This is a genomic window from Streptomyces sp. NPDC086549 (genome assembly GCF_044746205.1).
Lineage (GTDB): Bacteria > Actinomycetota > Actinomycetes > Streptomycetales > Streptomycetaceae > Streptomyces.
Window position 1 is genome coordinate 139,923 of sequence record NZ_JBIVBS010000003.1, and the last position, 23,821, is coordinate 163,743.

Genomic DNA, 23,821 nt, shown 5'->3' on the forward strand with positions numbered 1-23,821 from the left:
GCTCGAACACCGCACCCCGCCCCTGGCAAGGAGCAACCGACCCGTGACGTCCGCACCCACCTCCGTACGGCTGGTCGAACCGTCCGACGCCCCGGCGCTCGCGGCCCATCTCGCCCGTGACGCCGCCGAGTTCGCCCGCTGGCAGCCCGCCCGCCCGGACGGCTTCGCCACCCCGGCACACCAGGCGGAGCGCATCGGGACACTGCTGCGGGGCCACCGGGACGGCGACGGCTGGCCGGGGGTGGTGGTGGCCGGGGCCGAGGTGATCGGGCAGGTGACGGTGAGCACCGTCCTGCGCGGCCCGCTGCAGAAGGGGTTCCTCAGCTACTGGATCGCCACTGCGCACCAGGGCCACGGCCATGCCCGCCGCGCGGTGGCGCTCACGCTGCGGGTCATGGCCGGGGAACTGGGCCTGCACCGGGCCGAGGCGCACACCCGCACGGACAACCTGGCCTCGCACGCCGTGCTGAAGGCCAACGGCTTCACGTCCTGGGGCATCGCGCACCGGCACATCCACATCGGCGGCGTCTGGCACGACGAGATCTTCTGGGAACGCCACCTCACCGAGGGATGAGTTCCCGGTCGCCGACGCCCGCACCCAGCGCCGCCCGTACGGCCGCGATGCCGTCCAGCCGTTTGCGGTCCCAGGCGTCCCGCCGCTCGTCCGCCAGTTCCGGCTCCAGCACCTCGGCCGACGCCGCGGGCAGGTGCGTGCGCCACCGCTTCAGCAGCAGGGACGGGCGCCGGTCCCGGAAGTGCAGACCGTGCGCCACCCGCAGTGCCGCCTCGGCCGCGGCGGGCGTCAGCAGTCCCTCACGCGTCTTCGCGGTCAGCAGCCAGCGGACGTTCACCAGCGGGATCGTCACCGGTTCGTAGCCCTCGGGGTCGTACAGCAGGGCCACGTCGCCGTCGGACTCGATCGCGCCCGACAGGTACTGCTCGTACACCCAGCCGCTGCCGGTCATGCCCAGCGTGCGGCACTCCACCGCCCGTAGCGCGCCCATCGACGACGCCCCGGACAGGGGCTGTCCGGCGGCCAGCACGGCGCGGATCTCGGTGATGCTGACCGCCAGGCTCTGCCCGAACTCCCCGTCCAGCATGAGCACTTCGTGCTGTCCGGCGGAGTCGAGCAGCCCCAGCAGGTCGAGCCGCCGCACCGGTGGCCGCAGTTCGAGCGTCCGGCCGTGCCGGCCGGCCAGGTGACCGAGCTCGCGCAGGTCGGCGCTGCGCAGCGACGGCCCGGCGAACACGACGACGCGCCCGGCGCCGGCGGCGTGTCCGCTCGCGGTGCCTGCGGTGCCTGCGGCGCCGATGGCGCTCGTTGTCCCCGGAGTTCCCGTCGCCCCCGTAGTTCCTGTCGTCCCCGTCGTCCCCGTCGTCCCTGTGGGGCCCGTCGTTCCCGTGGTGCCCGTGGTGCCCGTGAAGCCCGTCACAGCAGATCCTTCGCCATCCCGGCCCGCACCATCTCGCGGTGCAGGCGAACTCCCAGCCGAGCCCGGTCGTGGTGGTACACCTCCAGCCCCGGGACGATCACCTTCGTCACCGAGAACGGCAGGTCGTCCGGGGCCAGTTCGGTCGCGAAGACCAGCGGCAGGCCGGCCTCGCGCAGGTTCTCCATCACCTGGTCGAGGTCGCCCGCCGTGGTGCCGGTGCTGTTGTCCGGCAGCCCCGAGAAGTCGGTCTCGTCGCGGTCCGCGCTCCAGGCGTGCAGCATCTCGCGCATCGCCGGGTACGAGGCGTGCCTGCGGTAGGCCTGGCCGTTGAGGTCCTCCCGGGCGCCGTTGATCACGGCGAGCCGGGACTGGGCCGCCTCGGTCAGCGCGCGGGTGACGGCCACGACGGGGTCGGGGTGACAGCCGGCGCCGCCGTTGATCAGCATGCCGTCGGCGGCGTGCGTGTCGTCCGTGGTCGCGAACACCGTGGGCACGCCGACCGCGTTGGCGTAGGCGAAGACCTGGACGCGCACGCCCTGCCGCTGGAATCGGTCGACGATCCCGGCGGGCACCTCGGGCAGCGATTCGAGCCGGATACGGCTGCCACGCCGCAGCGTCTCCCCGAAGGCCGTGCAGTCCTGCTCGACGGCCTCCAGGAGTCCGTGCAGCAACGCCTCCTGGGGGCTGTTGCCCACCGCGAGCCCGATCGTGTTCGAGTTGAACAGGCCGCACTCGTGCGGCCAGGGCACGAACACCGACAGCGCGGGCACCATGACCTCGGTGTCGGTGTACAGCTCGCGCACCGGCCACCAGCCCAGCTCCGCCTCCTCGGTCCAGGTGTGGCCCCGCCGGGGCACCAGCCGCCGGGGGTCGAGGACCCGCACGCCCTCCCGGCGCAGCCGGGCGTACGAGGTGTGCCTGGCCGGCGCGTGTGCGGGCGCCTCGCACCAGGTGCGCTCGATCGCCTCCATCAGCGCCGAGACCCGGGCCGCCTGCTCGGTGGCCCCCTTGCCGCTGGTCACGGTGTTCAGGCCCGGCGCGGCGGCGGGCCGCATGGTGTGGAAGACCGGGATGCCGAGCACGTCGAGGTCGGTGACGGCCGCGATCCGGGTGATGCCGCAGCGCTCCATGGAGGCGCGGGCCAGCGCCTCGGTCTCCTCCAGGGTCCGGGTGCGCAGCGAGGTGCCGCAGGCGGTGAGGGGGCCGGTGGCGGCGGGCGGGAACCAGTGGCTGCGCGGCGCACTGGTGACGGCGGTCGACGCGGCGGGGGTCATCGGATGAGCGCCTCCTCGGGCGGGTACGGCGTCGCCAGCACGCTCCGGCAGGCCCGGAGGATCCAGCGGGACCAGGCGGTCAGGTTGTCCGGCCGGCGGATGGCGTGTGCCTCGCCCGGCAGCAGCATCAGTTCGACGGCGACGCCGTGGCCGTCCAGCGAGCGGTGCATCGCCCGCGACTCGCCGACGGGCACATGGGGGTCGTCGCACCCGTGCGACAGCAGCACGCGCACGCCGGGGTCGAGGGCGGTCAGGTCCAGGCTCTCGGTGCGGTAACCGGGCGCGGTGTCCACCGGCCCGTACTCGCGCAGCCAGTGCCAGTGGAGGTCGCAGCCGCGGGCCACGGCGGCGAAGTCGGCCCACCCGGCGTGGCTGAGGACCAGCCGGACCTCGGGGAGCAGCGTGGCCAGCGCCAGGGCCAGGTAGCCGCCGAAGCTGGCGCCCATGGCGGCCACGCGCCGGCCGTCCAGGCGCGGGTCGTCCAGCGCGGACCGGACCTGACGCGCCGCGACGGCGGCCACCTCGGACGTCCAGCGGCCCCAGCCGCGCTCCACCGCCCGCTGCCCGTAGCCGACGGACAGCGGCGGGTCGGGCATGAGCACGGCGTACCCCTCGGCCACGAACGGCCACGGGTTCCACCGCCACGACCAGTCGGTCCAGCTCAGCAGCGGCCCGCCGTGGCACCACACGAGCACCGGCAGCGGCCGCTCGGCCGGCTCCCGGGGCAGACACAGCAGACTGCGCCAGTCCGACCCGTCGGTCTCCCGGTGGGTCAGCCGCTCCACCCGGCCGGTCGGGGAGACGGACCCGGCGGGGGAGAACAGCGCGGGCGGCGGCGGGTACCGGCCCGGCCGGCCCCGTTCCGCCCGCCGCCGTGTGCCGAGCGGCGGCGCGACCACCTCGGGCGGCAGGTCGACCGCCGACTGCACGACCAGCGCCTCGCCGTCGGTGGCCGTCACGTGCTGCGCCGAGCCCGCGAGGGGGACCGCCTCCACGCTGCCGTCGTACGGATCGACGTGCCACAGCCGGCGGCGGCCGTCCTGCTCGCCCACGCACAGCAGCGCGTCCCGGCCCGCCCAGGCCCGCGGGCGCAGCCAGTCGGGGTGACCGGGCGCGGCCCGCACCACCGCCGAGCCGTCGGCCGCCACCAGCGCCGCCTCCCGGCGCGGGCCCCGTCCCGGCCGGGCCACCCGTTCCGCCGTGCACGCGAACCAGGCGCCGTCGGGGGAGGGCACCGGCTCGGACAGGTCGTCCTCGAACCAGACTTCGCGGGCGTCCCGCGGCCGCCGTACGGAGAACAGGAGCAGGCCGTGCCGACGGTGTCCGCCGCGCAGGAAACGGGCCAGGCCCGCGGCGCAGCGCAGCCCGTCCGGGGTGAGCGCCAGCTCGCCGGTCAGCCGCACCCCGGGCCCCAGGGGCAGGGCCAGCACCTCGGGTCCGCCCCGGCGGCCGGGCTCGTGGCCCAGGCGCAGCAGGCGCAGCGTCTCGCCCGGCCGGTGGTAGGCGGACAGGGGCCACAGGTCGGCCTCGACCAGGGTGGCCGTGGAGGGGGCGGCCGGTTCGTGCGCCCGCAGCGCCGCGTCCTCGGCGAGGGTGCGGGCGCGGTCCTTCAGCCACACGGCCGCGACCGCCGCCGTGGCGCCCGCGGCGTACGAGGTGACCCCGACGGGAGTGCCCAGGAGCAGGCGCGGCTCGGGCCGCGCTCCGGGGTGGTGGTGCCACAGGGAGCGGCCGCCGTACCGGTGGCCGGGCCGGTCCTTGGGCCGCAGGTCCGACAGGAACAGGTAGCCGCCGTCGGCGGTGACGGTGACCTCCGCGGCGGCCGCGTGGGCGTGCCGCAGCGTCCAGCCGCCGTCGTCGCGTGCCCCGTAGCCGAGGACGAAGGGCACCAGATCGCGCCGGTTGGCGCGAAGCAGTTCGGCCTCCAGGAGCAGGCCGGTTCCGTGCCGGTGCGCGGCCTGAACGCGCAGCGGTGACTGCAGCGCCTCCAGGAGGGCGCCGCCCGGCCCCTCGTCCTCCTTCACCATGGCCGGGCTCAGGCCTTCTCGGCGCCCTGGTGGGCGCGGACCGCCCGGCTCACCAGCTCGCCGGTGTCCTGCCCGGACAGATACGCGGTCAGCTCGGTGCGCAGCCAGGCGACCTTCTCGGCCGGCGACATGTAGTGGTGGGTGCCCGCGACGGCGTCCGCCACCGCGCTCTCCAGGAACCCGGTGACGGCGGCCACGGCGAACTCGCGCGGCCCCGGCCGGCTCACCGACAGCGCCAGGTGCAGGGACTCGTCGCCGCGTACGCTCCCGGCACGGGTGACCCCGGCGGGGACGTACAGGGCGTCTCCGGCTTCGAGGGCGAAGACCTCCCGTTCGGCCGCGTCGCCGGTTTCCCACACGGTACGGCCCCGCAGCTGCACCACGATCACATGGTCGCGGCGGGAGCGGGCCGGGGCGCCGACGGTGCCGGCCGGGGTGAGGAAAAGGGCGGAGCGGACGGCCGCCCGGAGGTCCTCGCGCACCGCGGCGACCAGCTCCCCGATCCCGGGGTGCCAGTCCTCGGGCTGGTTCAGCCGCACGGTGTGCCCGGTGGCGAAGTGCGCGCGTACGGCGGCCCCGTCGGCGTAGCCGACCCGCGGCTGCTGCTGCACGACACGGGTCTCGGTGACCGCGCCCAGCGGTACCGGCGTGTCGTCGCGCAGCACCGTGAAGTACGGGGTGACGAACAGGCCGCAGTCGAACTGCTCCCAGATCTGTGCCGGCGAGGGCGCGTCGGGCAGCGTACGGCACCGGTAGGAGCGAGGGCGCACGCCCCAGGTCCCGGTGAGGAAGGCGTCCGTGTCGCCGACGATCCCCGCCGGCCCCACCGGCGGAAGCTGCGCCGCGCCCTGCCCGCCGGGTTCGAGCGTCGTGGTCATGGGGTCATGCCTTCCTGGTCCGCATGCGGGTCACGGCCCGCTCGACGAGGGGCCCGGCCTCGACCGAACCCACCTGGTCCAGCAGGGCCTTGGTCACCGCCTCCGCCTCCTCCTCCAGCCCCGCCCCCGGGCGGCCCTGCGGTTCGCGCGCGATGTCCTCGGCGAGGCCCGTCAGCAGGGACTCCAGCAGGTCCCGCGGGGTCGGCTCGGTGATCGTGAACGTCACGTGCAGCGAGGTGCCGCCGCGCGCGGTGGCCACGTGCGGCATGCCGTGCGGCAGGTAGAGCACGTCACCGGGTTCCATGACGAAGGAATGGGAGTGGCTGTCGACATCCACGTCCAGCCCGGAGCGGGCGTCGATCTGGCCCTCCTCGTCGTAGATGCGCCACTCCTTCGCGCCGGCGAGCTGCAGGGCGAGCACATGGGAGCCGTCGCGGTGCGGGAGCATCCCCGTGCTGTCGCGCGGGGTGTAGAAGACGTACGTCTTCACCTCGGCGGGCAACCGGGCCTCGATCTGCTTCAGCACGCCGCGCAGCGGAGCGTGCCAGTCCTCCAGCTGGCTCATCTTCATGGTCGCGCCGGCCGCGAGGAGCGCGCGGACCTTCACCGGGTCGGCGAAACCCGGGACGGGCCGGCCGGCCACCTGCCGGGTCGTCGTGAACGCCGGTATCTCCGGCTGCCGGCCTTCGTTGAGGAGCATGAAATAGGGCCAGCGCAGAAGCCCGGTGTCGAGCATGTCCAGAATTGCGGCCTCGTCGATCAGGCCGTCGACCGGAGAGGCCTTTTTGAACAGTCCGTGTTTCTTGTTCCAGTAGGTGCCCGGCAGGTCTGCCTCGTCGATGAGACGGGCGAGTGGATGATCAGTGCCCACGGCCGTTCCTTCAAGGATGAGTGCTGAACGGAAGCAATTCCGGGGGCGGCCGTCTGCCGTCCCCCGGAATCAGTCCTGGCCAGGACGCGTCACGCCATGTTGATTTCCGAGATGAGGGTCGGGCGCGCGTTCGTCTCCGAGAGCTCCTCGATCTCCGCCTCGGCGGCCGCGATGATGTTCTCTTCCTTCGTGGACTCAAGCCTGTCGTCGTCGAGAGACATTCACATTCTCCTTTGCCCTGAAAGTCGATGACTGCCTCGTGGCGTCGAAAACGCTAACGGCGTGCTGCGGCAGGGTCAACGGAACATTTCGGCACTCCGACGGTGTTCTAGTGCCGTTGTGGTGGGACTCAGGGAATAAGCGGGGCACATTTGGAATGTAATTATTCGAGTGCCGGGCGAGGGGAATTCGAGTCTTCGGGGTTTCCCCTGGCCGGGGCGGTGCCCGCGGCCCCGGATCCTCGGGGTCTGCGTGCGGGCCGCTCCCGCGGGGCGGTCCGTTAAGGTCGTCTCCGAGCGACCGGGGCGAGCGATGCCATGGGGGCACAGTGCGATTGCGAGTGGAGTTCACGACGGAACCCTTCGACCTGGACGAGGCTCCGGCGCACGCGCTGGCGGCCCGCGAGGTCATCGAGGCGGCCGGACTGGATGCGGTGGACGTCGGCCCCTTCGGCAACACGGCGGAGGGCGGCGCCGACACCGTGCTCACCGCCGTCGACGCCCTGCTCCGCAGGACCCTGGAGGCCGGTGCGACCCGGATCTCGCTCCAGGTCAATGTGATCGGGGAGGCCGAGTGACCCGGACCGGGGACGAGCCCTTCATCGCGGCCGTGAAGCCGCTGGTCGACGCCATGGGCGGAGAGCTGCTCCCGCCGGACGAGGCCGGCCCCGACGACGTCGTCCTCTCCTGGGAGGGCGCCGACGTGGTCGCCGTACGTCTGCCGCAGCTCGCCGACTCCCTGGATCACATCCTGGCGGCCATGGAGCGCAAGAAGGGCAAGCCCCTGGCCGATCTGGACCGCAAGTCCAAGCAGGAGGTCGTACGGATACTGGAGGCGCGCGGCGCCTTCTCGGTACGGCACGGCGTGGAGACCGTGGCGAGCGCGCTCGGGGTGAGTCGCTTCACTGTCTACAACTACCTCAACCGCGAGAAGGGGAGCTGACCCGCGGGGGTTGTAACGCGGAATTTTCAACAAAGTGTTGACGCGGCGTTCCGGAGGGCGTTAGCTGACGGAAGCCCGTTCGGCACGAGGGCCGTTCGCGGCCACGGAGGCTCCCGTGACTTCGACTTCCACGCCCCCGGCCCTGGCCCGGTTCAACGTCCTGGAGGAGCACGCGGCCCTCGCCGTCCTCCACGAGGCGTGCGCCTCCACCACCTGGGCCGCACGACTGCTCGGCGCCCGGCCCTACGCCTGTGCCGACGACCTCTACTCCGCCAGTGACGCCGCCATGGCCGAGCTGACCGCCGAGGACCTGGCCGAGGCGATGGCCGGGCACCCGCCGATCGGCCGCCCCAAGCCCGGCGACCCGGCCTCGGCGCGGGAACAGCGCGGCATGGCCGGCGCCTCCGAGGAGCTCAGGGCGGAGATGCTGGAACTGAACCTGGCCTACCAGGACAGGTTCGGCCATGTCTTCCTCATCTGCGCCACCGGGAAGACCGGAGAACAGATGCGGGACGCGGTCAGGGCGCGGATCGGCAACTCGCCGGAGCAGGAGCGGGAGACCGTCCGCACCGAGCTGGGAAAGATCAACCGCATCCGGCTGGCCCGACTCGTCGAAGAGGACGCCTGACACCATGAGCACCAGCACCACCGCCTCCGTGTCCACCCACATCCTGGACACCAGCGTCGGCCGCCCCGCCCCGGGTGTCGCGGTCCTGCTCTCCGCCCGCACCGGGCGAGGGGGAGACTGGCGGACGCTCGGCGGTTCCGCGACCGACGCGGACGGACGGTGCAAGGACCTTCCGGCGCTGCCGGAGGGGACCACCCATGTACGGCTCGACTTCGCCGTCGAGCGGTACTTCGAGGAATCCGCGAAGAAGCAAGCCGATGCGCAGCAGGACGCCCCCGCGAACCGGGACAGCGGAGCCGGTGTGTTCTTCCCGGAGGTGGCGGTCACGTTCGCCGTCGTACCGGGCGAGCACTACCACGTGCCGCTGCTGCTCAACCCGTTCGGCTACTCCGTTTACCGAGGGAGCTAGCGCACATGCCCATCCTGGGACAGAACCAGTACGGCAAGGCCGAGAACCGAGTCGTCAGGATCACGCGGGACGGCGCCACCCACCACATCAAGGACCTGAACGTCTCCGTCTCGCTCTCCGGCGACATGGACGAGGTCCACTACTCCGGTTCGAACGCCAACGTCCTGCCGACGGACACCACCAAGAACACGGTGTACGCGTTCGCCAAGGAGTACGGCATCGAGTCCGCCGAGCAGTTCGGCATCCACCTAGCCCGGCACTTCGTGACCGGCCAGGAACCGATCCACCGCGCCCGTATCCGCGTCGAAGAGTACGCTTGGGAGCGGATCGAGGCCTCCGGCGCCAACTCCGGGTCCACCGGCGCGGACGAGGCCAGGCACTCCTTCGTCCGCAAGGGCCAGGAGACCCGGCTGACCCAGATCACCTACGACGGCTCGTCGTGGGAGGTCGTCTCCGGTCTGAAGGACCTGGTCGTGATGAACTCGACGAACTCCGAGTTCTGGGGCTACGTCAAGGACAAGTACACGACGCTCCCGGAGGCGTACGACCGCATCCTCGCGACCGAGGTGTCCGGCCGCTGGCGGTTCAACTGGACCGACGACGAGCAGCGGATGCCCGACTGGGAGGAGTCCTACGAGCAGACGAAGAAGCACATGCTCCAGGCCTTCGCCGAGACGTACTCCCTCTCCCTGCAGCAGACTCTGTACCAGATGGGTTCACGCATCATCGACAACCGCGGTGAGATCGACGAGGTCCGCTTCTCGCTGCCGAACAAGCATCACTTCCTCGTCGACCTGGAGCCGTTCGGGCTGAAGAACGCCACCGAAGAAGGTGCCGTGTACTTCGCCGCCGACCGCCCGTACGGCCTGATCGAGGCCACCGTCCTGCGGGACGGCTGCGAGGCGCGGATCCCCGTGGACCTCACCAACCTCTGAACCACAGCGTTTTCGGCACCCGTGGCCGGAGAGGCGGAATCTCCGGTGATCTCTGGTCATCGCCGGTTGTCTCCGGGCTTCCGGCCGCGGCACTCAAATCTCCCAGGGTCCTGCCGTGCCCTCTCCACATCAGCGCAAAGGACGAACCATGGCAGCAGACCGGCGCATCGTCATCGAGAACTGTTCGATCGCGACCGTGGACGCCGATGACACCGAGTACGCGAACGGGCACGTCGTCGTCGCCGGCAACCGCATCGAGTCGCTCGGTGCGGGCAGGGCTCCCGAGGGCCTGGAGAACGTCGACCGCCGTATCGACGCCACCGGGCACCTGGTCACCCCCGGACTGGTCAACACCCACCACCACTTCTACCAGTGGATCACCCGGGGCCTGGCCACCGACCACAACCTCTTCAACTGGCTCGTCGCGCTCTACCCGACCTGGGCGCGCATCGACGAGCCGATGGTCCGCGCGGCCGCCGAGGGCTCCCTCGCCATGATGGCCCGCGGCGGTGTCACCACCGCCATGGACCACCACTACGTCTACCCCGAGGGCTCCGGCGACCTCGACGGCGCGATCATCGGCGCCGCCCGCGACATGGGCGTCCGCTTCACACTCGCCCGCGGCTCCATGGACCGCAGTCAGAAGGACGGCGGCCTGCCGCCGGACTTCGCCGTCGAGACGCTGGAGGGCGCCCTCGCCGCGACCGAGGAGACCGTCAAGCGGTACCACGACGCCTCCTTCGACGCGATGACCCAGGTCGCCGTCGCCCCCTGCTCGCCGTTCTCCGTCTCCACCGAACTCCTCCGGCAGGGCGCCGAGCTGGCCCGCAGCCTCGGGGTGCGCCTGCACACCCACGGCTCGGAGACCGTGGAGGAGGAGAAGTTCTGCCACGAGCTGTTCGGCATGGGCCCGACCGACTACTTCGAGTCCACCGGCTGGCTCGGCGAGGACGTGTGGATGGCCCACTGCGTCCACATGAACGACTCCGACATCGCCGCCTTCGCCCGTACGAAGACGGGTGTCGCCCACTGCCCGTCGTCCAACGCACGTCTGGCGGCCGGCATCGCCCGCGTCCCCGACATGCTGGCGGCCGGCGTCCCGGTCGGCCTCGGCGTCGACGGAACGGCGTCGAACGAGTCCGGCGAACTCCACACCGAACTGCGCAACGCGCTTCTGATCAACCGCCTGGGCGCCCACCGCGAGGCCGCCCTGAACGCCCGCCAGGCGCTGCGCCTCGGCACGTCCGGCGGCGCCCAGGTGCTCGGCCGCGCGGGCGAGATCGGCTCCCTGGAGCCGGGCAAGCTCGCCGACCTGGTGCTCTGGAAGCTGGACACCCTCGCCCACGCCTCCATCGCCGACCCGGTGACCGCCCTCGTCCTCGGAGCGGCGGCACCGGTCACAGCCTCGTTCGTGAACGGCCGTCAGATCGTGGAGAACGGCCGCCTGCTGCACGTCGACGAGGACGGCATCGCCCGCTCCACGCGGGAACAGGCCCAGCGCCTTGCCCGGATCACCGCCCAGGGCTGATCCGCCGAAGGACCCCGGCCGGGAGGGACGGCTCCCGGCCGGCGGCCGTGGACCCGAGAGGGGTCCACGGCGGCCGTCTCCGGGGCGCGCGCGTCGCCGCGCGCCCCGGAACGGTCCCCGTCCGCCGGTCCGGCACAACGCACTCACCCGGCGGTCCGATGGGGCACCCTGTGTGCCATGACAACCGAGTCCAGCCGCGTCGAGGCCTTCAGCGACGGTGTCTTCGCCATCGCCATCACCCTGCTCATCCTGGAGATCAAGGTCCCCGAGGCCGGTGAACACGGAGGCCTGTGGCACGCGTTGGGCGCGCAGTGGCCCTCGTACGCCGCCTATGTGGTGAGCTTCCTGGTCATCGGCATCATGTGGGTCAACCACCATCAGCTGTTCAGCTACGTCGCCCGCGTCGACCGCACGCTGATGTTCCTGAACCTGCTGGTGCTGATGGTGGTCGCCGCGGTGCCGTGGCCGACCGCGATGCTCGCGGAGTACCTGCGCGAGGACGAGGCCTCGCACGTGGCGGCCGCGGTCTACAGCATGGTGATGGTCGCGATGGCGGCGGCCTTCCAGGCCCTGTGGTGGCATCTCACCCGCACGGGCCACCTGTTCGACGCCCGCGTCGACCCCGTGGCGGCCAGGGCGACCCGGGCACGCTTCGCGCTGGGCTCCCTGGCCTACCCGGTGACGGTGGGCCTGGCCTTCGTCTCGGCCCCCCTCACCCTCGCCGCGCACGGACTGATAGCCCTGTACTACGGCTTCAACCAGGCACCGGTGCCGACCCGGGACCCGGCCACATCATGAGGTTGGCCAGCAACTCGGCCTGCTCGACGGCGTCGTCCAGCGCGTGATGCGTGTGACGGCGCCTCGACAGCAGGTGCCGCGGCATCGTCCCCTTCGCGACCGCCCGCAACGGCAGCCCGGCCTTCGCCGCGTACAGCGTCTTCATGTCCAGACAGCCCGAGTGGCCGAAGGGGCTCGCCCCGGTGAAGCGGATCAGGTACCAGTACAGGAACGTCCAGTCGTACGACGCCGGGTAGCCGCACATCACCGGCTGGGCGCCCGCGCTCACCTCGCGCACCCAGTCGGAGAACTCGGCGAGCGCGACGGCCGGTTCGGCTCCCTCCGCCATCAACCGTCCCCGGTCGAGCCCGCTCACCGCCAGCGCCTCGGGCACGAACTCCTCGCTGATCGGGCGCAGCTCGCGATAGAAGGTCAGCTGTTCGGGATCCGTGGCGGTGAACCCGTCGGCGTCCTGCGTCCCGGCGACGGCCGCGCCCAGGCTCAGCATGGAGTACGGGCCCGGGATCGGGCCGTCGGCCTCGATGTCGACGGAGACGTACAGGCTCGGTCTGACGCGTCGTGCGGGCATGGGACCGCAGCATCGCAGGGACGGGTGCCCGCCGCATCCGAATTCAGGTGCGGGGGCCCATGGTGCAGGGAGTGGTCGCGGGCAGCCTGCCGGTGAAGTACGAGCGCGGCGGGACGCCCATCAGGGCGCGGAAGTCGGACGTCATGTGCGACTGGTCGTAGTAGCCGGTGGCGGCGGCGAGTTCGGCCCAGGGCGCGGACGTGGCGTGGGTGAGCACCGCGCGTACGCGGTCGATGCGGGCGTAGTGCTTGGGGGACAGACCCACGCCCTCCGTGAAGAGGTTGCGCAACTGCCTCTCGCTGACGGCCAGTTCCCGGGCGACCTGCCGGACCTGCTCCGGTGCGTGGCCGATCCGCACCGACAGCGCCTCGGTGCCGGCCCGTACCAGCTCGGTGCGGGTGCGGTCGGTCTTGGCGGTCAGGCGCTCGGGCAGTACGTCGGCGAGGTGGGCCACCGTCTCGTCGGAGGTCAACCACCGTAACTCGTCGTCCAGTTGACGTGCCGCGCCGCTCGGCAGCGCACGCAGTGGCACGACCTCGCCCACCAGCTCGGACGCCGGGACGCCCAGCAGGGGGAGGGCCGTGCCCGGCGCGAGGCTCAGCTCCACGCAGGAGGCGAGGACCTTGCCCTCGTGGTACGAGGCCCGCACCCGTGGACCGATGGCGAGGACGTCACGGTGCCCGGACACGCCCACGCGTACGACGACCTTCGTGGAGGCGTCCGGGAGTCGGACGAACGCCTCCTCGGACGGCCGCGCGACGGACATGGTCCTGATCCCGGTGATCCAGGGACGCAGGGCCTCGGGCATGGGCAGGGCGGGCTCGGCGCGGGTGTTCGTCACCCCTTCACCGTAAGCGAGCCGCACGGCCCGGAAGGCGGGCGAACCGTGCCGGAATTTCCAAGAGATCCGGGCTCATCCGGCTCACCGTGGAGACCATGATCCTTGTGACCGGTGCCACGGGCACCATCGGCAGTGAAGTCGTACGACAGCTCGCGGCGCGCGGTGAGAAGGTGCGTGCCCTGACCCGGGACCCGGCGAAGGCCCGCGTGCCCTCGGGGGTGGACGTGGTGCGCGGGGACTACCTCGACCCGGCCTCCCTCACGGGTGCGATGCCGGGGGTGACGGCCGCCTTCCTGCTGGGCGCACCCGGTCCGGACTCGCGGCACGACCAGGAACTGGTGGCGGCCGCGCGGGCGGCGGGTGTCCGTCGGCTGGTGAAGCTCTCCGCGATCGGGACGGGCGATCCCGAGGTGGGCCCTTCCGGCACCTGGCATGTGGCGGGCGAGCGGGCCGTGCGGGACAGCGGTGCCGAGTGGACCGTGCTGAGGCCCTCGTCGTTCGCCTCCAACACGCTGAGCTGGGCTCCGGCCGTCAAAGAGGGCAAACCGGTGGCGAACATGACCGGTGACGGGCTGTCGGGGGTGATCGATCCGCGGGACGTGTCCGAGATCGCGGCACGGATCCTGGCCGAGGGCGGGCACGCCGGGCGCACCTACACCCTGACCGGGCCGGAGACGATCTCCGTGCCCCAGCAGGCCGATGTGCTCGCCTCGGTGCTCGGCCGCCCGGTCACCACGCAGGACCTGTCGCCGGACGGGACACGCGAGCACCTGCGCACCGTCTGGGGTTTCGACGACGCGCAGGCGGAGGGCGTCCTGGCCGGCGTCACCTTCGTCCGCGCAGGCGGCAACGCGGTCGTCACCGAGGACGTGCCGGAGCTGCTGGGGAGGCCGGCCCGGACCTACCGGGAGTGGGCGCAGGACCACGTGGCGGCGTTCGCGACGGCCTGACACGCGGGGCGGGGCGGCGGACACGGGGGCCGCGCCGCCCCGCCTCCCCTCACGCCCGCGGTCGCAGCACCCCCGCGGCCACGGCCAGCGCCCCCACCGCGATCCCCGCCGCCACCCGGAACGCCAGCCGGTAGCCCTCCGCCGTGGCCGGTATCAGTTCCACGCCCCGGCCCAGGAGCCCGTCCGTGTCGCTCGCCGCGAGCGTCGACAGGGCCGCCAGACCCAGCGAACCGCCCACCACCTGCGTGGTGTTGAATAGACCGGAGGCCAGACCCGCGTCCTCCTCCCGGACCCCCGACATGGCGAGCCCGGTCAGCGCGGGCATGGCGGCCGCGAACCCGGCGGAGAGCAGGAGCAGCGGCGGCAGCACGTCGGGGAGGTACGAGCCGTCGGCGGGCGCGCGGCCGAGCAGCGCCATTCCGGCGGCGATGAGCGTCAGCCCGGCGAGCAGCACCCGGTACGCGCCGAACCGGCCGACGGTCCGCGCGGACAGGCCCAGCATCAGCACGCCGATCGCGACCGGGGCCGGCAGGAACGCCGCGCCGGTCGCCAGTTCGCCGTATCCGAGGACGCGTTGCAGATACAGCGCGCCGATGAACTGGAACCCGTACATCGTCGCGATCATCAGGACCTGGACCGTGTTCGCGCCGGTCAGCAGCCGGGAGCGGAACAGCCGCAGCCGCAGCAGCGGGCGTGCGGTCCGTGCCTGGCGGACGGCGAACGCCGCGAACAGGCCGAGGGCGAGCAGGGCCAGGAGCAGGGTGGCGGTGAGGCCGCGGTCGCCGGAGCCGACGATGACGTACACCGTGAGCATCAGCGCGCCCGTGACCAGCGCGGCCCCCGGGAAGTCCGCTCCCTCGCCGAGCCCCGTACCGCTCTGAGGGGCGAGGACGCGGACGGCGGCCAGCCAGGCCGCGATGCCGATCGGCAGGTTGATCAGGAAGATCCAGTGCCAGCCGAGGGCCTGGGTCAGCGCCCCGCCGAGGAAGGTGCCGAGGGCCCCGCCCGCCGCGCCGACCGCGCTGAACACGGCGATGACGCGGGCCTGTTCGCGAGGCTCGGGGAAGAGCGCGACCAGCATGCCGAGCACCACGGCGGAGGCCATCGCCCCGCCCGCTCCCTGCAGGGCGCGCGCCGCGATCAGCACGCCCTGGCCGGTGGCCGTCCCGGCCAGTACCGAGGCCGCGGTGAACACGGCGAGTCCGGCCGCGAACATCCGCCTGCGGCCCACCAGGTCGCCGAGCCGGCCCATCAGCAGGAGCAGTCCGCCGAAGGGGATCAGGTACGCGTTGACGACCCAGGCGAGCCCCGGCCCGCTGAAGCCCAGGTCGCTCTGGACGGCGGGCATCGCGACCGTGACGATGTTGCCGTCCAGGACCGTCATCAGCGTTCCCGCGCACAGGACGGCGAGGGACGCCCAGCGGGAGTACGTTCGGGACGGCGCCGGCGTCTTCGCCGGTGACTCGATCGTGGTCGGCATGGCTCCGGACCTCCTCATGGTGCACGACTTGTAACGGGGTTCATCGTGAGTGACCATGAGGGGAGGCGTAAGGAGGCAGTCCGATGTCCCAGAGGAACACCGGTGTTACCGTCCAGGCAGTGAACGCGCACGCGTGCCCGGTGCGCGAAGTTCTTGACAGGGTCGCCGGAAAATGGAGCGTCCAGATCCTGGTCGCCGCGGCCCAGGGTCCCATCCGTTTCACCGAGTTGGAACGCGGAATCGAGGGCATCAGCCGTCGCATGCTGACGCTCACCCTGCGCAACCTGGAGCGCGACGGGCTGGTGACGCGCACGGTGTACCCGACCGTTCCGCCGAAGGTGGAGTACGAACTCACCCAGGTCGCACGTGAGTTGCACGACACGCTCCAGCGGCTGACCGACTGGGCCGAGCGCAACCGCGTCCACGTCGCCGAGTCGCGGGCGGCCTACGACGCCGAGCACCAGCCGGAACTGCTCGACGCGTAGGTGACGCGAGGGCGCGGGAGCGTACGGCGGCTACAGCCCGAACAGGGCCGGATCCGTCGTCAGCTCCTTGAATATCTCCCGCGGGTCCGCGACCAGCTTCCGCTCCTTGAGGTCCATGATGCCGCCGACCGCGGTGATCTCGGCCGCCACCGTGCCGTCGGTCCTGCGTAACGTCTGCTGGATCCGGAACGTCCTGCCGTCGCCCCATGCGAAGGCACATGTCACGTCGACCTCGTCGCCCGCGAGCAGCTCGTGCCGGTAGCGGATGGTCGTCTCCAGCGCCACCGGGCCCACGCCCCGGCCGACGAGCCGGGCCTGGCTCACCCCGGCGGCCTGGAGCAGCGACCAGCGGGCGTGCTCCGCGTAGTTGAGGTACACCGCCTGGTTGAGGTGACCCAGCACGTCGGTCTCGTACCCGCGGACGGTCACGCGGACGGAATACGGTTCGCTCACGACTTCCCCTTCTCGTGTACGGCGCGTTGATCCCCCGATCCTGGCACGCCGTTCACACCCGGCGCGGGGACGCCAGCAGATAGCGCGCCCGGGTCCGCGGCTCCGTGTACTCACCGGCCTGCCAGCCCGCCCCCTCCAGCGTGGCCGCACACGCCCGCAGGGCCTCGCCGTCGGGCGCGTACACGGCGACCGCCTCCGGCTGCGGGGTCGCGCGCACCCGGTACCCGTCGGCGTCCTTCCGCGCCGGCCGGTGCCCGGCCGCCTCCAGGGCGAGTGCGGCGGCCCGCACCAGATGCGTGCGCTCCCACCCGCACGGCCGGTCCGTGGCACCGTCCGGATTGGTCATCCTGCGCAGCTCGAGGAGTCCCTGCCAGGCGCTGTGCACCTCACGCACCCGGGACGGACCGGACCCGGCCCCCGGCTCTTCCCCTTCCTCCTCGCCGCCGACGCGCGCCGCGAAGACCCCGCCGGCCGGGGCGGGATCCACCGGGCCGGCGGTGCTCTCCGGCACCGCCTCCCGTACGCGATGTCCCGCCGGTGTCAGGAAGTGGTCGTGCGGCGGACGCGGGTGCCGGAAGGCGAGCCCCCGCTTCACCAGCGCCGCGAGCTGCGCCTCCGTGCCCCGCAGCCGTCCGGTGACCGGGTCGGCGGCGTCGATGACACGCCGCTGCGCGGCGGTCGGCGGTCCTGTCACGGCCTGTTCCTCCCCGGTGCCGGCCCCTGTGGCCGCCTGCCGGGCGGCCCACTCGAAGACTACGGCCGGGGTCCGACAACGGGGCGGGCCGCCGGCACCCGGGGCCACGGGCCCGTGCGCGCGGTTACGCGGGTCCGTGCGCGCGGTTACGCGGGTCCGTGCGCGGCTATTCGGGCGAACCGGGCGGCCGGAGGTTCCACCCGGCGATCACCGGCCGCTCGTGCTCCGTGCTCAGCATGCACAGCGTCCCGGTCGCGAGCTGGAACAGCGCCCCGTGCGACGGGTGCAGCCCGAGGCGGCGTGCGGTGAGGACCCGCAGGAAATGGCCGTGCGCGACGAGGAGGACGCCCTCGGCGCCGGTGAGGGCCGCGTCCACCTCGGCCAGGACGCGGTCGGCGCGTTCCCCGACCTGCTCCGGGGTCTCCCCGGGGTGCTCCGGCGGCCCCGGAGCGACCCCGTCCCTGAACAGGAACCAGCCGGGCCGGGTGCGCTGGATCTCGGCGGTCGTCACGCCCTCGTAGCCGCCGTAGTCCCATTCCCGCAGGTCGGCATCGACGCGCGCGTCGCGCGCGCCGATGAGCTCGGCGGTCTCGCGCGCCCGCAGCAGCGGGCTGACGAACGCGGTCCCGATCCGGTGGGAGCGGATCAGCGGTACCAGCCCGCGTGCCTGCTGCCGCCCGTGCTCGGTGAGCGGCAGGTCCGTCCAGCCGGTGTGCCGCCCGGACCGTGACCACTCGGTCTCACCGTGCCGGACGAGAAGGAGATCACCCATGAGCCCCACACTAGGAGGCCGTTACTGCCGGTACCCGCTCAGGAACCGCCCGATCCGCCCTATGGCCGCCTCCAGGTCGTCCGCGTGGGGGAGGGTGAGGATGCGGAAGTGATCCGGCGTCGGCCAGTTGAAGCCCGTCCCCTGGACCACCTGGATCTTCTCGCGCAGCAGCAGGTCCAGGACGAACCTCTCGTCGTCGTGGATCGGGTGGACCTTGGGGTCGATCCGCGGGAACGCGTACAGCGCGCCCTTCGGCTTCACGCACGACACACCCGGGATCTCGTTGAGCTTCTCCCAGGCCACGTTGCGCTGTTCGTGCAACCTCCCGCCCGGCGCGGTGAGTTCCCGGATGGACTGGCGGCCCCCGAGCGCGGCCTGGATGGCGTACTGGGCGGGCGCGTTGGCGCACAGACGCATGGAGGCCAGCATGGTCAGGCCCTCCAGGTAGTCCTTCGCGTGCTGCCGCGGGCCGGTGACGACCAGCCAGCCCGAGCGGAAGCCCGCCACCCGGTAGGTCTTCGACAGGCCGCAGAAGGTGAGGACGACCAGGTCGGGGGCGAGGGCGGCGGCCGAGTGGTGGACGGCGTCGTCGTACAGGATCTGGTCGTAGATCTCGTCGGCGAAGACCATCAGGCCGTGGCGGCGGGCGAGGTCGAGGATGCCCTCGACGATCTCCTTCGGGTAGACCGCGCCGGTGGGGTTGTTCGGGTTGATGATGACGACGGCCTTGGTGCGGTCGGTGATCTTCGACGCCATGTCGTCGAGGTCCGGGTACCAGTCGGCCTGTTCGTCGCACAGGTAGTGGACCGCCTTGCCGCCCGCGAGGGTCGTCACGGCCGTCCAGAGCGGGAAGTCGGGGGCGGGGATCAGGATTTCGTCGCCGTCCTCCACCAGCGCCTGCACCGCCATCGACACCAGCTCGGACACGCCGTTGCCGAGGAAGACGTCGTCGACGCCGACCTCCAGGCCCAGCGCCTGGTAGCGCTGGGCCACGGCGCGGCGGGCCGAGAGGATGCCGCGCGAGTCCGTGTAGCCGTGTGCCTGCGGGAGCATCCGGATCATGTCCTGGAGGATCTCCTCCGGCGCCTCGAAGCCGAACAGCGCCGGGTTGCCGGTGTTCAGGCGCAGCACGCTGTGGCCCGCCTCCTCCAGCGCGTTCGCGTGTTCGATCACCGGGCCGCGGATCTCGTAACAGACCTCGCTGAGCTTGTTCGACTGCCGGAACTCCATGCGCCCCTCCGGAAACTCGTGTTACTTGGTTTTACCAAGTGTGAGCTTGGAAAGTCCAACAACACGTCTAGACTGCGTCGCATGTCACCTCGCCGAAGCTACGACCAGTACTGTTCCGCAGCCCGCGCACTCGACCTCGTCGGCGACCGCTGGACCCTGCTGATCGTCCGGGAGCTGCTCGCCGGTCCGCGCCGCTACACGGACCTGCACGCGGACCTGCCGGGGGTCAGCACGGACGTACTCGCCTCGCGGCTGAAGGACATGGAGCGGGACGGTCTCGCGACGCGGCGCCGCCTCCCTCCGCCGGGTGCGGCCTACGTGTACGAACTCACGGCACGGGGACGGGAGTTGCTGCCCGTGCTGCAGGCGCTGGGGAAGTGGGGGGAGCCCGAGCTGGGGGAGCGGCGGCCCACCGACGCCGTACGGGCGCACTGGTTCGCGCTGCCCCTGACGCGCGGGCTGGAGGGTGCGGGGCTGGTCGAAGTCCACTTGGAGGAAGGGGACTTCCATCTGTTCCTCGGAGCCGAGGAGGGTGCCGTGTACGGCGACGGGCCCGCACCCGCCGAGCCCGACGCGCGGCTCGTCCTCGACTCCGCCACCTGTACGGCCGTCATACGGGGCGAGTCGGACGTGCTGGACGCGGTGCGGGACGGCCGGATCGCGGTGACCGGTGACGGCGCCCTGGCCAAGGCGCTTCGGGAGGCCTGAAAAGGACCGTGCAAGGACCGTGCAAGGACCGTGAAAGGGAAAGGGTCCGCCACGCGAGCGTGGCGGACCCTGTGCGGTGACTCAGACGCCCGGCGGCACCCGGGACGGCCGCCCCGAACCGCGCGTCAGCGCGTACCCGCCGATACCGGCGAGTGCGGCCAGTACGCCGCCCAAGGCGGTCCACACCCAGCGGTCGGTCCACCAGCCGGAGGACCAGCCGTCGCCGGGCTCGATGCCGGACAGCACGGCGGGCTTCGCCGAGTCCGAACCGTCGTCCCCGGACTCCGACTTGACGGCGATCCCGGGGACGAGCGGCTTCGCCAGCGAGCCGTCCACCGCGGCCGAGCCGCCGATGTCCTTGGAGTCGACCCGGACCTCGGCGCCGACCGGCTGACCGAGGTCGGACGCGCCGAGGTTCACCACCGTCAGCCGGATGTAGTACGTGCCCGGCAGCGGGTCGTTGGCCCACGGCTCCGACCAGGCACGGACCGTGCGCAGCACGCAGGCCAGCTCCACCGAGGACGCGCCCTGGGCGGCGGTGCGGCTCTGGGCGCCGTACTGGCAGGCCTGCCGGCGGCGCAGACCGTCGTACACGTCGATCTGCCACGTCTCGGCGCTGTGCGAGTCCGGCAGCTTCACCGTCGCCTTGACGGTGGGGCGCTGGCCGGCGTCGGCCGGGAACGACCAGTACATGTAGTCGCCGGTGGAGCCGCTGGCGGTGGCCTGCTCGCCCTGGTCGATCTCGGTCGCCGTACGGAACGAGGTGCCCGCCCGGGTGGGTGCCTTGCTGTCGTCAGTGGCACTCGGGGAAGGGGAGGAGTCGGCGACGGCCGGACCCGCGGCCAGTCCGACGGCCAGCAGTGCGGCACTCAGCACATGTGTGATTCTCATCAGTTGGTCCTCCAGACCGCTACCCGCCAGCGCGACAGCCAGCCCCACAGCAGACCCGCGACGAAGCCGGCCAGTACCAGCGCGCCGAGCAGCCACCAGCCGCGTCCGAGGCCGAAGGAGGCCACGTCGCCCGCCTTGTCCGGACCGTCCACGACGTCGACGGTCAGCTCCAGCGGCAGACCTGGCGTGGTCTTCACGCCGGCCGCCGCCGAGAAGGAGTTGGTGACCTGGAGACACACCGTCTCGGCCGTCGCCGTGTCGTCGTCGCTCTCCGGCCTCGGATAGCGCAGACCCGTGGAGATCATGTCCGTACGGCCGTCGCCCGCGGCCTCACCGCGCACGATCTCGCGGCCGTGCACCGTGACCGCCCGCAGCAGCACGCCGTAGTCGGGGTCGGTCGCCCGGTCGTCGGCCACGCTCACGGAGGCGCGCAGCTCCTGGCCGGGGTTGACGGCCACCTTGTACCAGCGCTGCTGCCCGAACTCCTCGTGGTCCGTGTAGAGGCCGGACTTCAGCGCGGGCGCGTTCGCGCACTGCGCCGCACCCTCCGTGGCCACCGGTGTCACCACCGGATCGGCGGCCCGGTCGACCAACTCGCCGACCCGGTCGCTGAGTTCCTCCTTGTGCCGCACGTCGGTGTAGGTGCCGCCCGTCGCGTCCGCGATGCAGCTGAGCTGGTCACGGGTCTTGGCGTCCGGCACCAGGCCGAGGGTGTCGATGGTCAGCCCGATGCCCTTGGCCGCGATCTCGCGCGCCACCTCGCACGGGTCCAGCGGCTGGCAGGTGTCCTCGCCGTCGCTGATCAGGACGATCCTGCGGGTGCCGTTGCCGCCGTTCAGGTCGTCGGCGGCCTTCAGCAGCGCGGGACCGATGGGGGTCCAGCCGGTCGGCGTCAGCGTGGCGACCGCGGTCTTCGCCTCGGTGCGGTCCAGCGTGCTGACCGGGTAGAGCTGTGCGGTGTCCTTGCAGCCCGTCTTCCGGTCGTTGCCGCGGTAGTTGGCGCCCAGGGTCCGGATGCCGAGCTGGACCTCCTCGGGCGTCGCGTCGAGCACCTCGTTGAACGCCTGCTTCGCCGCGGCCATCCGCGACCCGCCGTCTATGTCCCGTGCGCGCATGGAACCGCTGACGTCGAGGACGAGTTCCACCTTCGGAGCGGCCTGGTCCGTCTCGTCGGCGACCGCTCCGGCGGGGAACGCGATCCCGGCCGTCAGGGCGGCGAGCAGGGCGCAGACTCCTGCCGCCAGCCGTTGTGTTCTGATCATCGGCGGATCTTATTGATCAGAGGTGTCGGGCTCCAAAACGAGCGGGTTCGGCAGGCCGAACCACTGGTCGCCGGGAGTCTGCGGCGACAGCCGCATCAGCGTCAACGCCTTCGCCGGCAGCGGCTCCTCGCACAGCGCCGTCAGATCGGGGGTGCGCGGCAGGTCCCGTACGGCGGTCTCCAAGGCCGTCCGCAGCGCGGCGCCCGAGCCCGCCGTACCCGCCAGCGCGCCCGCCACCAGGGAGCCGAACAGCTTGCGGCGCAGGGCCGTTTCGTCGTCCGTGACCAGGCGGCCCGACAGGCCGGGCGGGCGGATGCCGTGGCGGGCCAGGCGGGCGGGGCTGACGCGGATGTCGGCGAGGTCCCGGTAGACCAGGCGCAGGGGAGCGCCCGTTGCGGAGAGCACCACGAGGAGGTTCTGGCCGTGCGCCTCCAGGGCCACACCCAGTTCGAGGAGGCGCAGGCCGACCCCGAGGGCGAGGCGGGTGAAGCCGGCCAGCCAGGCGGGGGAGTCCTGCAGGCCCGTCGTGGCCAGGGCCCCCACCGGCAGGACGTGCTCGCCCGGCCCGGCGTACAGCCGCGGCGACTCGCGCAGCACGGCCGCCAGGTCCGGGGAGTGGGCCGTCACCGCGCCCAGCGTGCGCGTGACGTGCAACAGCCCGTCCGTACGGGCCGCCAGGTCCTCCGCGAAGGACGACAGGGTCGCGGACACCCCGATCGAGTACTCCGAGATGTCCCGCACCGAGGACGTGAGCCGTGTGCTGAGCGCGGTCTTCACATGCGGCCCGTCGGGCAGGGCGAGGGTGCGCAGGGACATCAGGGGGTGTGCGGGCTGCCCGCCCTCGCCGGAGAGCTTGAGGACGTGGGCCGCCTGCCAGGGGTGCACCGGGATCAGCAGACGCTCCCCGTCCGCCGGCCACGACCCGGTCAGCAGGCACTCGTCCCGCGGGACGGGGACGGTCCTCAGCTCCACCACCGGCCCGTGCTCCGGGCCGTACGCGAGCTGCTCCGCCACCGAGAAGCCGGGACGGGAACGGCAGTTGGGATGGAACGGATGCCCGTCGACCACGCGCTGCTCCCACTCCCAGTCCCGCGCGGGCCACTCCTTCGGGTGGGCCGGGTGTCCGGCCCGGGACAGCGCCAACGAGGCCACGCTGTGCCCGAGTTCGGCCGCGAACCCCGCCGAGTGCGGCACCGCGAGGTCGGTCATCAGGCGTGCCGGGTCGTCGTACTGCTCGTCGTCGAGATGTACGGCGGTGACGTAGGCGCCGGTCGCGTACGGGTCCGCGCGCGGCCCGTGCAGCGCGCGGCCGTCGGCAAGGCGCAGCGCAAGGCCCTGGGGGCCGGGCGCCCGGCGGGTGATCCAGGGCAGCGGTTCGTGGGCGAGCGCCCGCCACAGACGGGTCAGCACGGCCGCCCGGGCGCCTGGCAGCTCGGCCGAGTACCGGGGCACGAGGCCGGGCCGGGCATCGGCCAGCTCGGCGGCGACCTGCGCCTCGACGGTGGGGGGACGGTGCACGGGCGGGCTCCTCGGGGAATGGACAGG

Annotated in this window: 27 protein-coding genes; 11 read left to right on the forward strand and 16 right to left on the reverse strand. The window is 72.4% G+C overall.

What is annotated here, in order from left to right:
- Nucleotides 1-43: 43 nt before the first annotated feature.
- Nucleotides 44-574, forward strand: a complete 531-nt coding sequence (locus ACIPSA_RS11555) for a GNAT family N-acetyltransferase (protein ID WP_402632105.1) — start codon at nucleotides 44-46, stop codon at nucleotides 572-574.
- Here the strand turns inward: ACIPSA_RS11555 and ACIPSA_RS11560 are convergent.
- The 6 genes from ACIPSA_RS11560 to ACIPSA_RS11585 form a co-directional block, all read right to left on the reverse strand.
- A complete protein-coding gene (locus tag ACIPSA_RS11560) occupies nucleotides 561-1,433 on the reverse strand; it encodes a TfuA-like protein (protein WP_402632108.1) in 873 nt (290 codons plus the stop codon). The two genes, ACIPSA_RS11555 and ACIPSA_RS11560, sit on opposite strands and share 14 nt — an antisense overlap.
- Nucleotides 1,430-2,707, reverse strand: a complete 1,278-nt coding sequence (locus ACIPSA_RS11565; RefSeq protein WP_402632111.1) for a YcaO-like family protein — start codon at nucleotides 2,705-2,707, stop codon at nucleotides 1,430-1,432. Before ACIPSA_RS11565 ends, ACIPSA_RS11560 begins: the two co-directional genes overlap by 4 nt.
- On the reverse strand, nucleotides 2,704-4,734 hold the full coding sequence (locus tag ACIPSA_RS11570) for an alpha/beta hydrolase family protein (RefSeq protein ID WP_402632114.1): 2,031 nt from the start codon (nucleotides 4,732-4,734) through the stop codon (nucleotides 2,704-2,706). Before ACIPSA_RS11570 ends, ACIPSA_RS11565 begins: the two co-directional genes overlap by 4 nt.
- Before the next feature lie 8 nt (nucleotides 4,735-4,742).
- Nucleotides 4,743-5,612, reverse strand: coding sequence for a hypothetical protein (locus ACIPSA_RS11575; RefSeq protein ID WP_402632117.1), 870 nt, complete (start codon nucleotides 5,610-5,612; stop codon nucleotides 4,743-4,745).
- A gap of 4 nt (nucleotides 5,613-5,616) precedes the next feature.
- Nucleotides 5,617-6,483 (reverse strand): JmjC domain-containing protein, encoded by an 867-nt coding sequence (locus tag ACIPSA_RS11580; protein ID WP_402632120.1) that lies wholly within the window; start codon nucleotides 6,481-6,483, stop codon nucleotides 5,617-5,619.
- An 89-nt stretch (nucleotides 6,484-6,572) separates the two neighbouring features.
- Entirely contained in the window at nucleotides 6,573-6,704 is a 132-nt protein-coding gene (locus ACIPSA_RS11585) for a hypothetical protein (protein ID WP_402632123.1), read from the reverse strand.
- A 326-nt stretch (nucleotides 6,705-7,030) separates the two neighbouring features.
- On the opposite strand from ACIPSA_RS11585, the gene ACIPSA_RS11590 reads away from it, so the two are divergent.
- The 7 genes from ACIPSA_RS11590 to ACIPSA_RS11620 all read left to right on the forward strand — a co-directional run bounded on the left by ACIPSA_RS11590 (nucleotide 7,031) and on the right by ACIPSA_RS11620 (nucleotide 11,942).
- Nucleotides 7,031-7,279, forward strand: coding sequence for a hypothetical protein (locus ACIPSA_RS11590; protein WP_402632126.1), 249 nt, complete (start codon nucleotides 7,031-7,033; stop codon nucleotides 7,277-7,279).
- Nucleotides 7,276-7,644 carry a helix-turn-helix domain-containing protein gene (locus ACIPSA_RS11595; protein ID WP_402632129.1) on the forward strand — a complete coding sequence of 123 codons (369 nt, stop codon included), beginning with the start codon at nucleotides 7,276-7,278 and terminating at the stop codon, nucleotides 7,642-7,644. The genes ACIPSA_RS11590 and ACIPSA_RS11595 overlap by 4 nt, the downstream gene beginning before the upstream one ends.
- A 115-nt stretch (nucleotides 7,645-7,759) precedes the next feature.
- Nucleotides 7,760-8,272 carry a 2-oxo-4-hydroxy-4-carboxy-5-ureidoimidazoline decarboxylase gene (gene uraD, locus ACIPSA_RS11600; protein WP_402632132.1) on the forward strand — a complete coding sequence of 171 codons (513 nt, stop codon included), beginning with the start codon at nucleotides 7,760-7,762 and terminating at the stop codon, nucleotides 8,270-8,272.
- Between the two features lie 4 nt (nucleotides 8,273-8,276).
- Nucleotides 8,277-8,681 carry a hydroxyisourate hydrolase gene (uraH, locus tag ACIPSA_RS11605; RefSeq protein ID WP_402632135.1) on the forward strand — a complete coding sequence of 135 codons (405 nt, stop codon included), beginning with the start codon at nucleotides 8,277-8,279 and terminating at the stop codon, nucleotides 8,679-8,681.
- 5 nt (nucleotides 8,682-8,686) lie between these two features.
- The gene (gene pucL / locus ACIPSA_RS11610) at nucleotides 8,687-9,616 is read left to right on the forward strand and encodes a factor-independent urate hydroxylase (protein ID WP_402632138.1); all 930 of its coding nucleotides are present in this window, start codon (nucleotides 8,687-8,689) and stop codon (nucleotides 9,614-9,616) included.
- Between the two features lie 148 nt (nucleotides 9,617-9,764).
- Nucleotides 9,765-11,144, forward strand: a complete 1,380-nt coding sequence (locus tag ACIPSA_RS11615) for an 8-oxoguanine deaminase (protein ID WP_402632141.1) — start codon at nucleotides 9,765-9,767, stop codon at nucleotides 11,142-11,144.
- Nucleotides 11,145-11,321: 177 nt separating this feature from the next.
- Nucleotides 11,322-11,942, forward strand: a complete 621-nt coding sequence (locus ACIPSA_RS11620) for a TMEM175 family protein (RefSeq protein ID WP_402632144.1) — start codon at nucleotides 11,322-11,324, stop codon at nucleotides 11,940-11,942.
- Here ACIPSA_RS11620 and ACIPSA_RS11625 read toward each other — a convergent pair.
- Nucleotides 11,899-12,510 carry an exonuclease gene (locus ACIPSA_RS11625; protein WP_402632147.1) on the reverse strand — a complete coding sequence of 204 codons (612 nt, stop codon included), beginning with the start codon at nucleotides 12,508-12,510 and terminating at the stop codon, nucleotides 11,899-11,901. The genes ACIPSA_RS11620 and ACIPSA_RS11625 overlap by 44 nt on opposite strands.
- Before the next feature lie 43 nt (nucleotides 12,511-12,553).
- The gene (locus tag ACIPSA_RS11630) at nucleotides 12,554-13,351 is read right to left on the reverse strand and encodes a helix-turn-helix domain-containing protein (RefSeq protein WP_402632150.1); all 798 of its coding nucleotides are present in this window, start codon (nucleotides 13,349-13,351) and stop codon (nucleotides 12,554-12,556) included.
- A gap of 86 nt (nucleotides 13,352-13,437) precedes the next feature.
- On the opposite strand from ACIPSA_RS11630, the gene ACIPSA_RS11635 reads away from it, so the two are divergent.
- Entirely contained in the window at nucleotides 13,438-14,301 is an 864-nt protein-coding gene (locus tag ACIPSA_RS11635; RefSeq protein ID WP_402632153.1) for an NAD(P)H-binding protein, read from the forward strand.
- A gap of 49 nt (nucleotides 14,302-14,350) precedes the next feature.
- Here the strand turns inward: ACIPSA_RS11635 and ACIPSA_RS11640 are convergent, their stop codons facing one another.
- Nucleotides 14,351-15,781 (reverse strand): MFS transporter, encoded by a 1,431-nt coding sequence (locus tag ACIPSA_RS11640; protein ID WP_402632156.1) that lies wholly within the window; start codon nucleotides 15,779-15,781, stop codon nucleotides 14,351-14,353.
- 83 nt (nucleotides 15,782-15,864) lie between these two features.
- On the opposite strand from ACIPSA_RS11640, the gene ACIPSA_RS11645 reads away from it, so the two are divergent.
- Nucleotides 15,865-16,266, forward strand: coding sequence for a winged helix-turn-helix transcriptional regulator (locus ACIPSA_RS11645; protein WP_402632158.1), 402 nt, complete (start codon nucleotides 15,865-15,867; stop codon nucleotides 16,264-16,266).
- 30 nt (nucleotides 16,267-16,296) lie between these two features.
- Here ACIPSA_RS11645 and ACIPSA_RS11650 read toward each other — a convergent pair whose 3' ends face one another.
- The 4 genes from ACIPSA_RS11650 to ACIPSA_RS11665 form a co-directional block, all read right to left on the reverse strand.
- The gene (locus ACIPSA_RS11650; protein ID WP_402632161.1) at nucleotides 16,297-16,719 is read right to left on the reverse strand and encodes an acyl-CoA thioesterase; all 423 of its coding nucleotides are present in this window, start codon (nucleotides 16,717-16,719) and stop codon (nucleotides 16,297-16,299) included.
- A 52-nt stretch (nucleotides 16,720-16,771) separates the two neighbouring features.
- The gene (locus ACIPSA_RS11655) at nucleotides 16,772-17,413 is read right to left on the reverse strand and encodes a hypothetical protein (RefSeq protein WP_402632164.1); all 642 of its coding nucleotides are present in this window, start codon (nucleotides 17,411-17,413) and stop codon (nucleotides 16,772-16,774) included.
- 166 nt (nucleotides 17,414-17,579) lie between these two features.
- On the reverse strand, nucleotides 17,580-18,185 hold the full coding sequence (locus ACIPSA_RS11660) for a histidine phosphatase family protein (protein ID WP_402632166.1): 606 nt from the start codon (nucleotides 18,183-18,185) through the stop codon (nucleotides 17,580-17,582).
- 21 nt (nucleotides 18,186-18,206) lie between these two features.
- Nucleotides 18,207-19,415, reverse strand: coding sequence for a pyridoxal phosphate-dependent aminotransferase (locus ACIPSA_RS11665; RefSeq protein WP_402632169.1), 1,209 nt, complete (start codon nucleotides 19,413-19,415; stop codon nucleotides 18,207-18,209).
- Nucleotides 19,416-19,496: 81 nt separating this feature from the next.
- On the opposite strand from ACIPSA_RS11665, the gene ACIPSA_RS11670 reads away from it, so the two are divergent.
- Entirely contained in the window at nucleotides 19,497-20,123 is a 627-nt protein-coding gene (locus ACIPSA_RS11670) for a winged helix-turn-helix transcriptional regulator (protein ID WP_402632172.1), read from the forward strand.
- Between the two features lie 81 nt (nucleotides 20,124-20,204).
- Here ACIPSA_RS11670 and ACIPSA_RS11675 read toward each other — a convergent pair whose 3' ends face one another.
- Genes ACIPSA_RS11675 through ACIPSA_RS11685 form a run of 3 tightly spaced genes read right to left on the reverse strand, consistent with a single transcriptional unit; the run spans nucleotide 20,205 to nucleotide 23,794 of the window.
- On the reverse strand, nucleotides 20,205-21,014 hold the full coding sequence (locus tag ACIPSA_RS11675) for a hypothetical protein (protein WP_402632175.1): 810 nt from the start codon (nucleotides 21,012-21,014) through the stop codon (nucleotides 20,205-20,207).
- On the reverse strand, nucleotides 21,014-22,276 hold the full coding sequence (locus tag ACIPSA_RS11680; protein ID WP_402632177.1) for a VWA domain-containing protein: 1,263 nt from the start codon (nucleotides 22,274-22,276) through the stop codon (nucleotides 21,014-21,016). Before ACIPSA_RS11680 ends, ACIPSA_RS11675 begins: the two co-directional genes overlap by 1 nt.
- Before the next feature lie 9 nt (nucleotides 22,277-22,285).
- On the reverse strand, nucleotides 22,286-23,794 hold the full coding sequence (locus ACIPSA_RS11685; RefSeq protein WP_402632180.1) for an IucA/IucC family protein: 1,509 nt from the start codon (nucleotides 23,792-23,794) through the stop codon (nucleotides 22,286-22,288).
- Between the last annotated feature and the right edge of the window lie 27 nt (nucleotides 23,795-23,821).

What these genes read in the sequence shown, in the direction of transcription:
- ACIPSA_RS11565 (WP_402632111.1), bottom strand. Translation starts at nt 2,707, where the DNA reads ATGACCCCCGCCGCGTCGACCGCCGTCACCAGTGCGCCGCGCAGCCAC.
- ACIPSA_RS11570 (WP_402632114.1), bottom strand. Translation starts at nt 4,734, where the DNA reads ATGGTGAAGGAGGACGAGGGGCCGGGCGGCGCCCTCCTGGAGGCGCTG.
- ACIPSA_RS11575 (WP_402632117.1), bottom strand. Translation starts at nt 5,612, where the DNA reads ATGACCACGACGCTCGAACCCGGCGGGCAGGGCGCGGCGCAGCTTCCG.
- ACIPSA_RS11585 (WP_402632123.1), bottom strand. Translation starts at nt 6,704, where the DNA reads ATGTCTCTCGACGACGACAGGCTTGAGTCCACGAAGGAAGAGAACATC.
- uraH (WP_402632135.1), top strand. Translation starts at nt 8,277, where the DNA reads ATGAGCACCAGCACCACCGCCTCCGTGTCCACCCACATCCTGGACACC.
- pucL (WP_402632138.1), top strand. Translation starts at nt 8,687, where the DNA reads ATGCCCATCCTGGGACAGAACCAGTACGGCAAGGCCGAGAACCGAGTC.
- ACIPSA_RS11615 (WP_402632141.1), top strand. Translation starts at nt 9,765, where the DNA reads ATGGCAGCAGACCGGCGCATCGTCATCGAGAACTGTTCGATCGCGACC.
- ACIPSA_RS11620 (WP_402632144.1), top strand. Translation starts at nt 11,322, where the DNA reads ATGACAACCGAGTCCAGCCGCGTCGAGGCCTTCAGCGACGGTGTCTTC.
- ACIPSA_RS11625 (WP_402632147.1), bottom strand. Translation starts at nt 12,510, where the DNA reads ATGCCCGCACGACGCGTCAGACCGAGCCTGTACGTCTCCGTCGACATC.
- ACIPSA_RS11640 (WP_402632156.1), bottom strand. Translation starts at nt 15,781, where the DNA reads ATGCCGACCACGATCGAGTCACCGGCGAAGACGCCGGCGCCGTCCCGA.
- ACIPSA_RS11645 (WP_402632158.1), top strand. Translation starts at nt 15,865, where the DNA reads ATGTCCCAGAGGAACACCGGTGTTACCGTCCAGGCAGTGAACGCGCAC.
- ACIPSA_RS11660 (WP_402632166.1), bottom strand. Translation starts at nt 18,185, where the DNA reads ATGGGTGATCTCCTTCTCGTCCGGCACGGTGAGACCGAGTGGTCACGG.
- ACIPSA_RS11665 (WP_402632169.1), bottom strand. Translation starts at nt 19,415, where the DNA reads ATGGAGTTCCGGCAGTCGAACAAGCTCAGCGAGGTCTGTTACGAGATC.
- ACIPSA_RS11670 (WP_402632172.1), top strand. Translation starts at nt 19,497, where the DNA reads ATGTCACCTCGCCGAAGCTACGACCAGTACTGTTCCGCAGCCCGCGCA.
- ACIPSA_RS11675 (WP_402632175.1), bottom strand. Translation starts at nt 21,014, where the DNA reads ATGAGAATCACACATGTGCTGAGTGCCGCACTGCTGGCCGTCGGACTG.
- ACIPSA_RS11680 (WP_402632177.1), bottom strand. Translation starts at nt 22,276, where the DNA reads ATGATCAGAACACAACGGCTGGCGGCAGGAGTCTGCGCCCTGCTCGCC.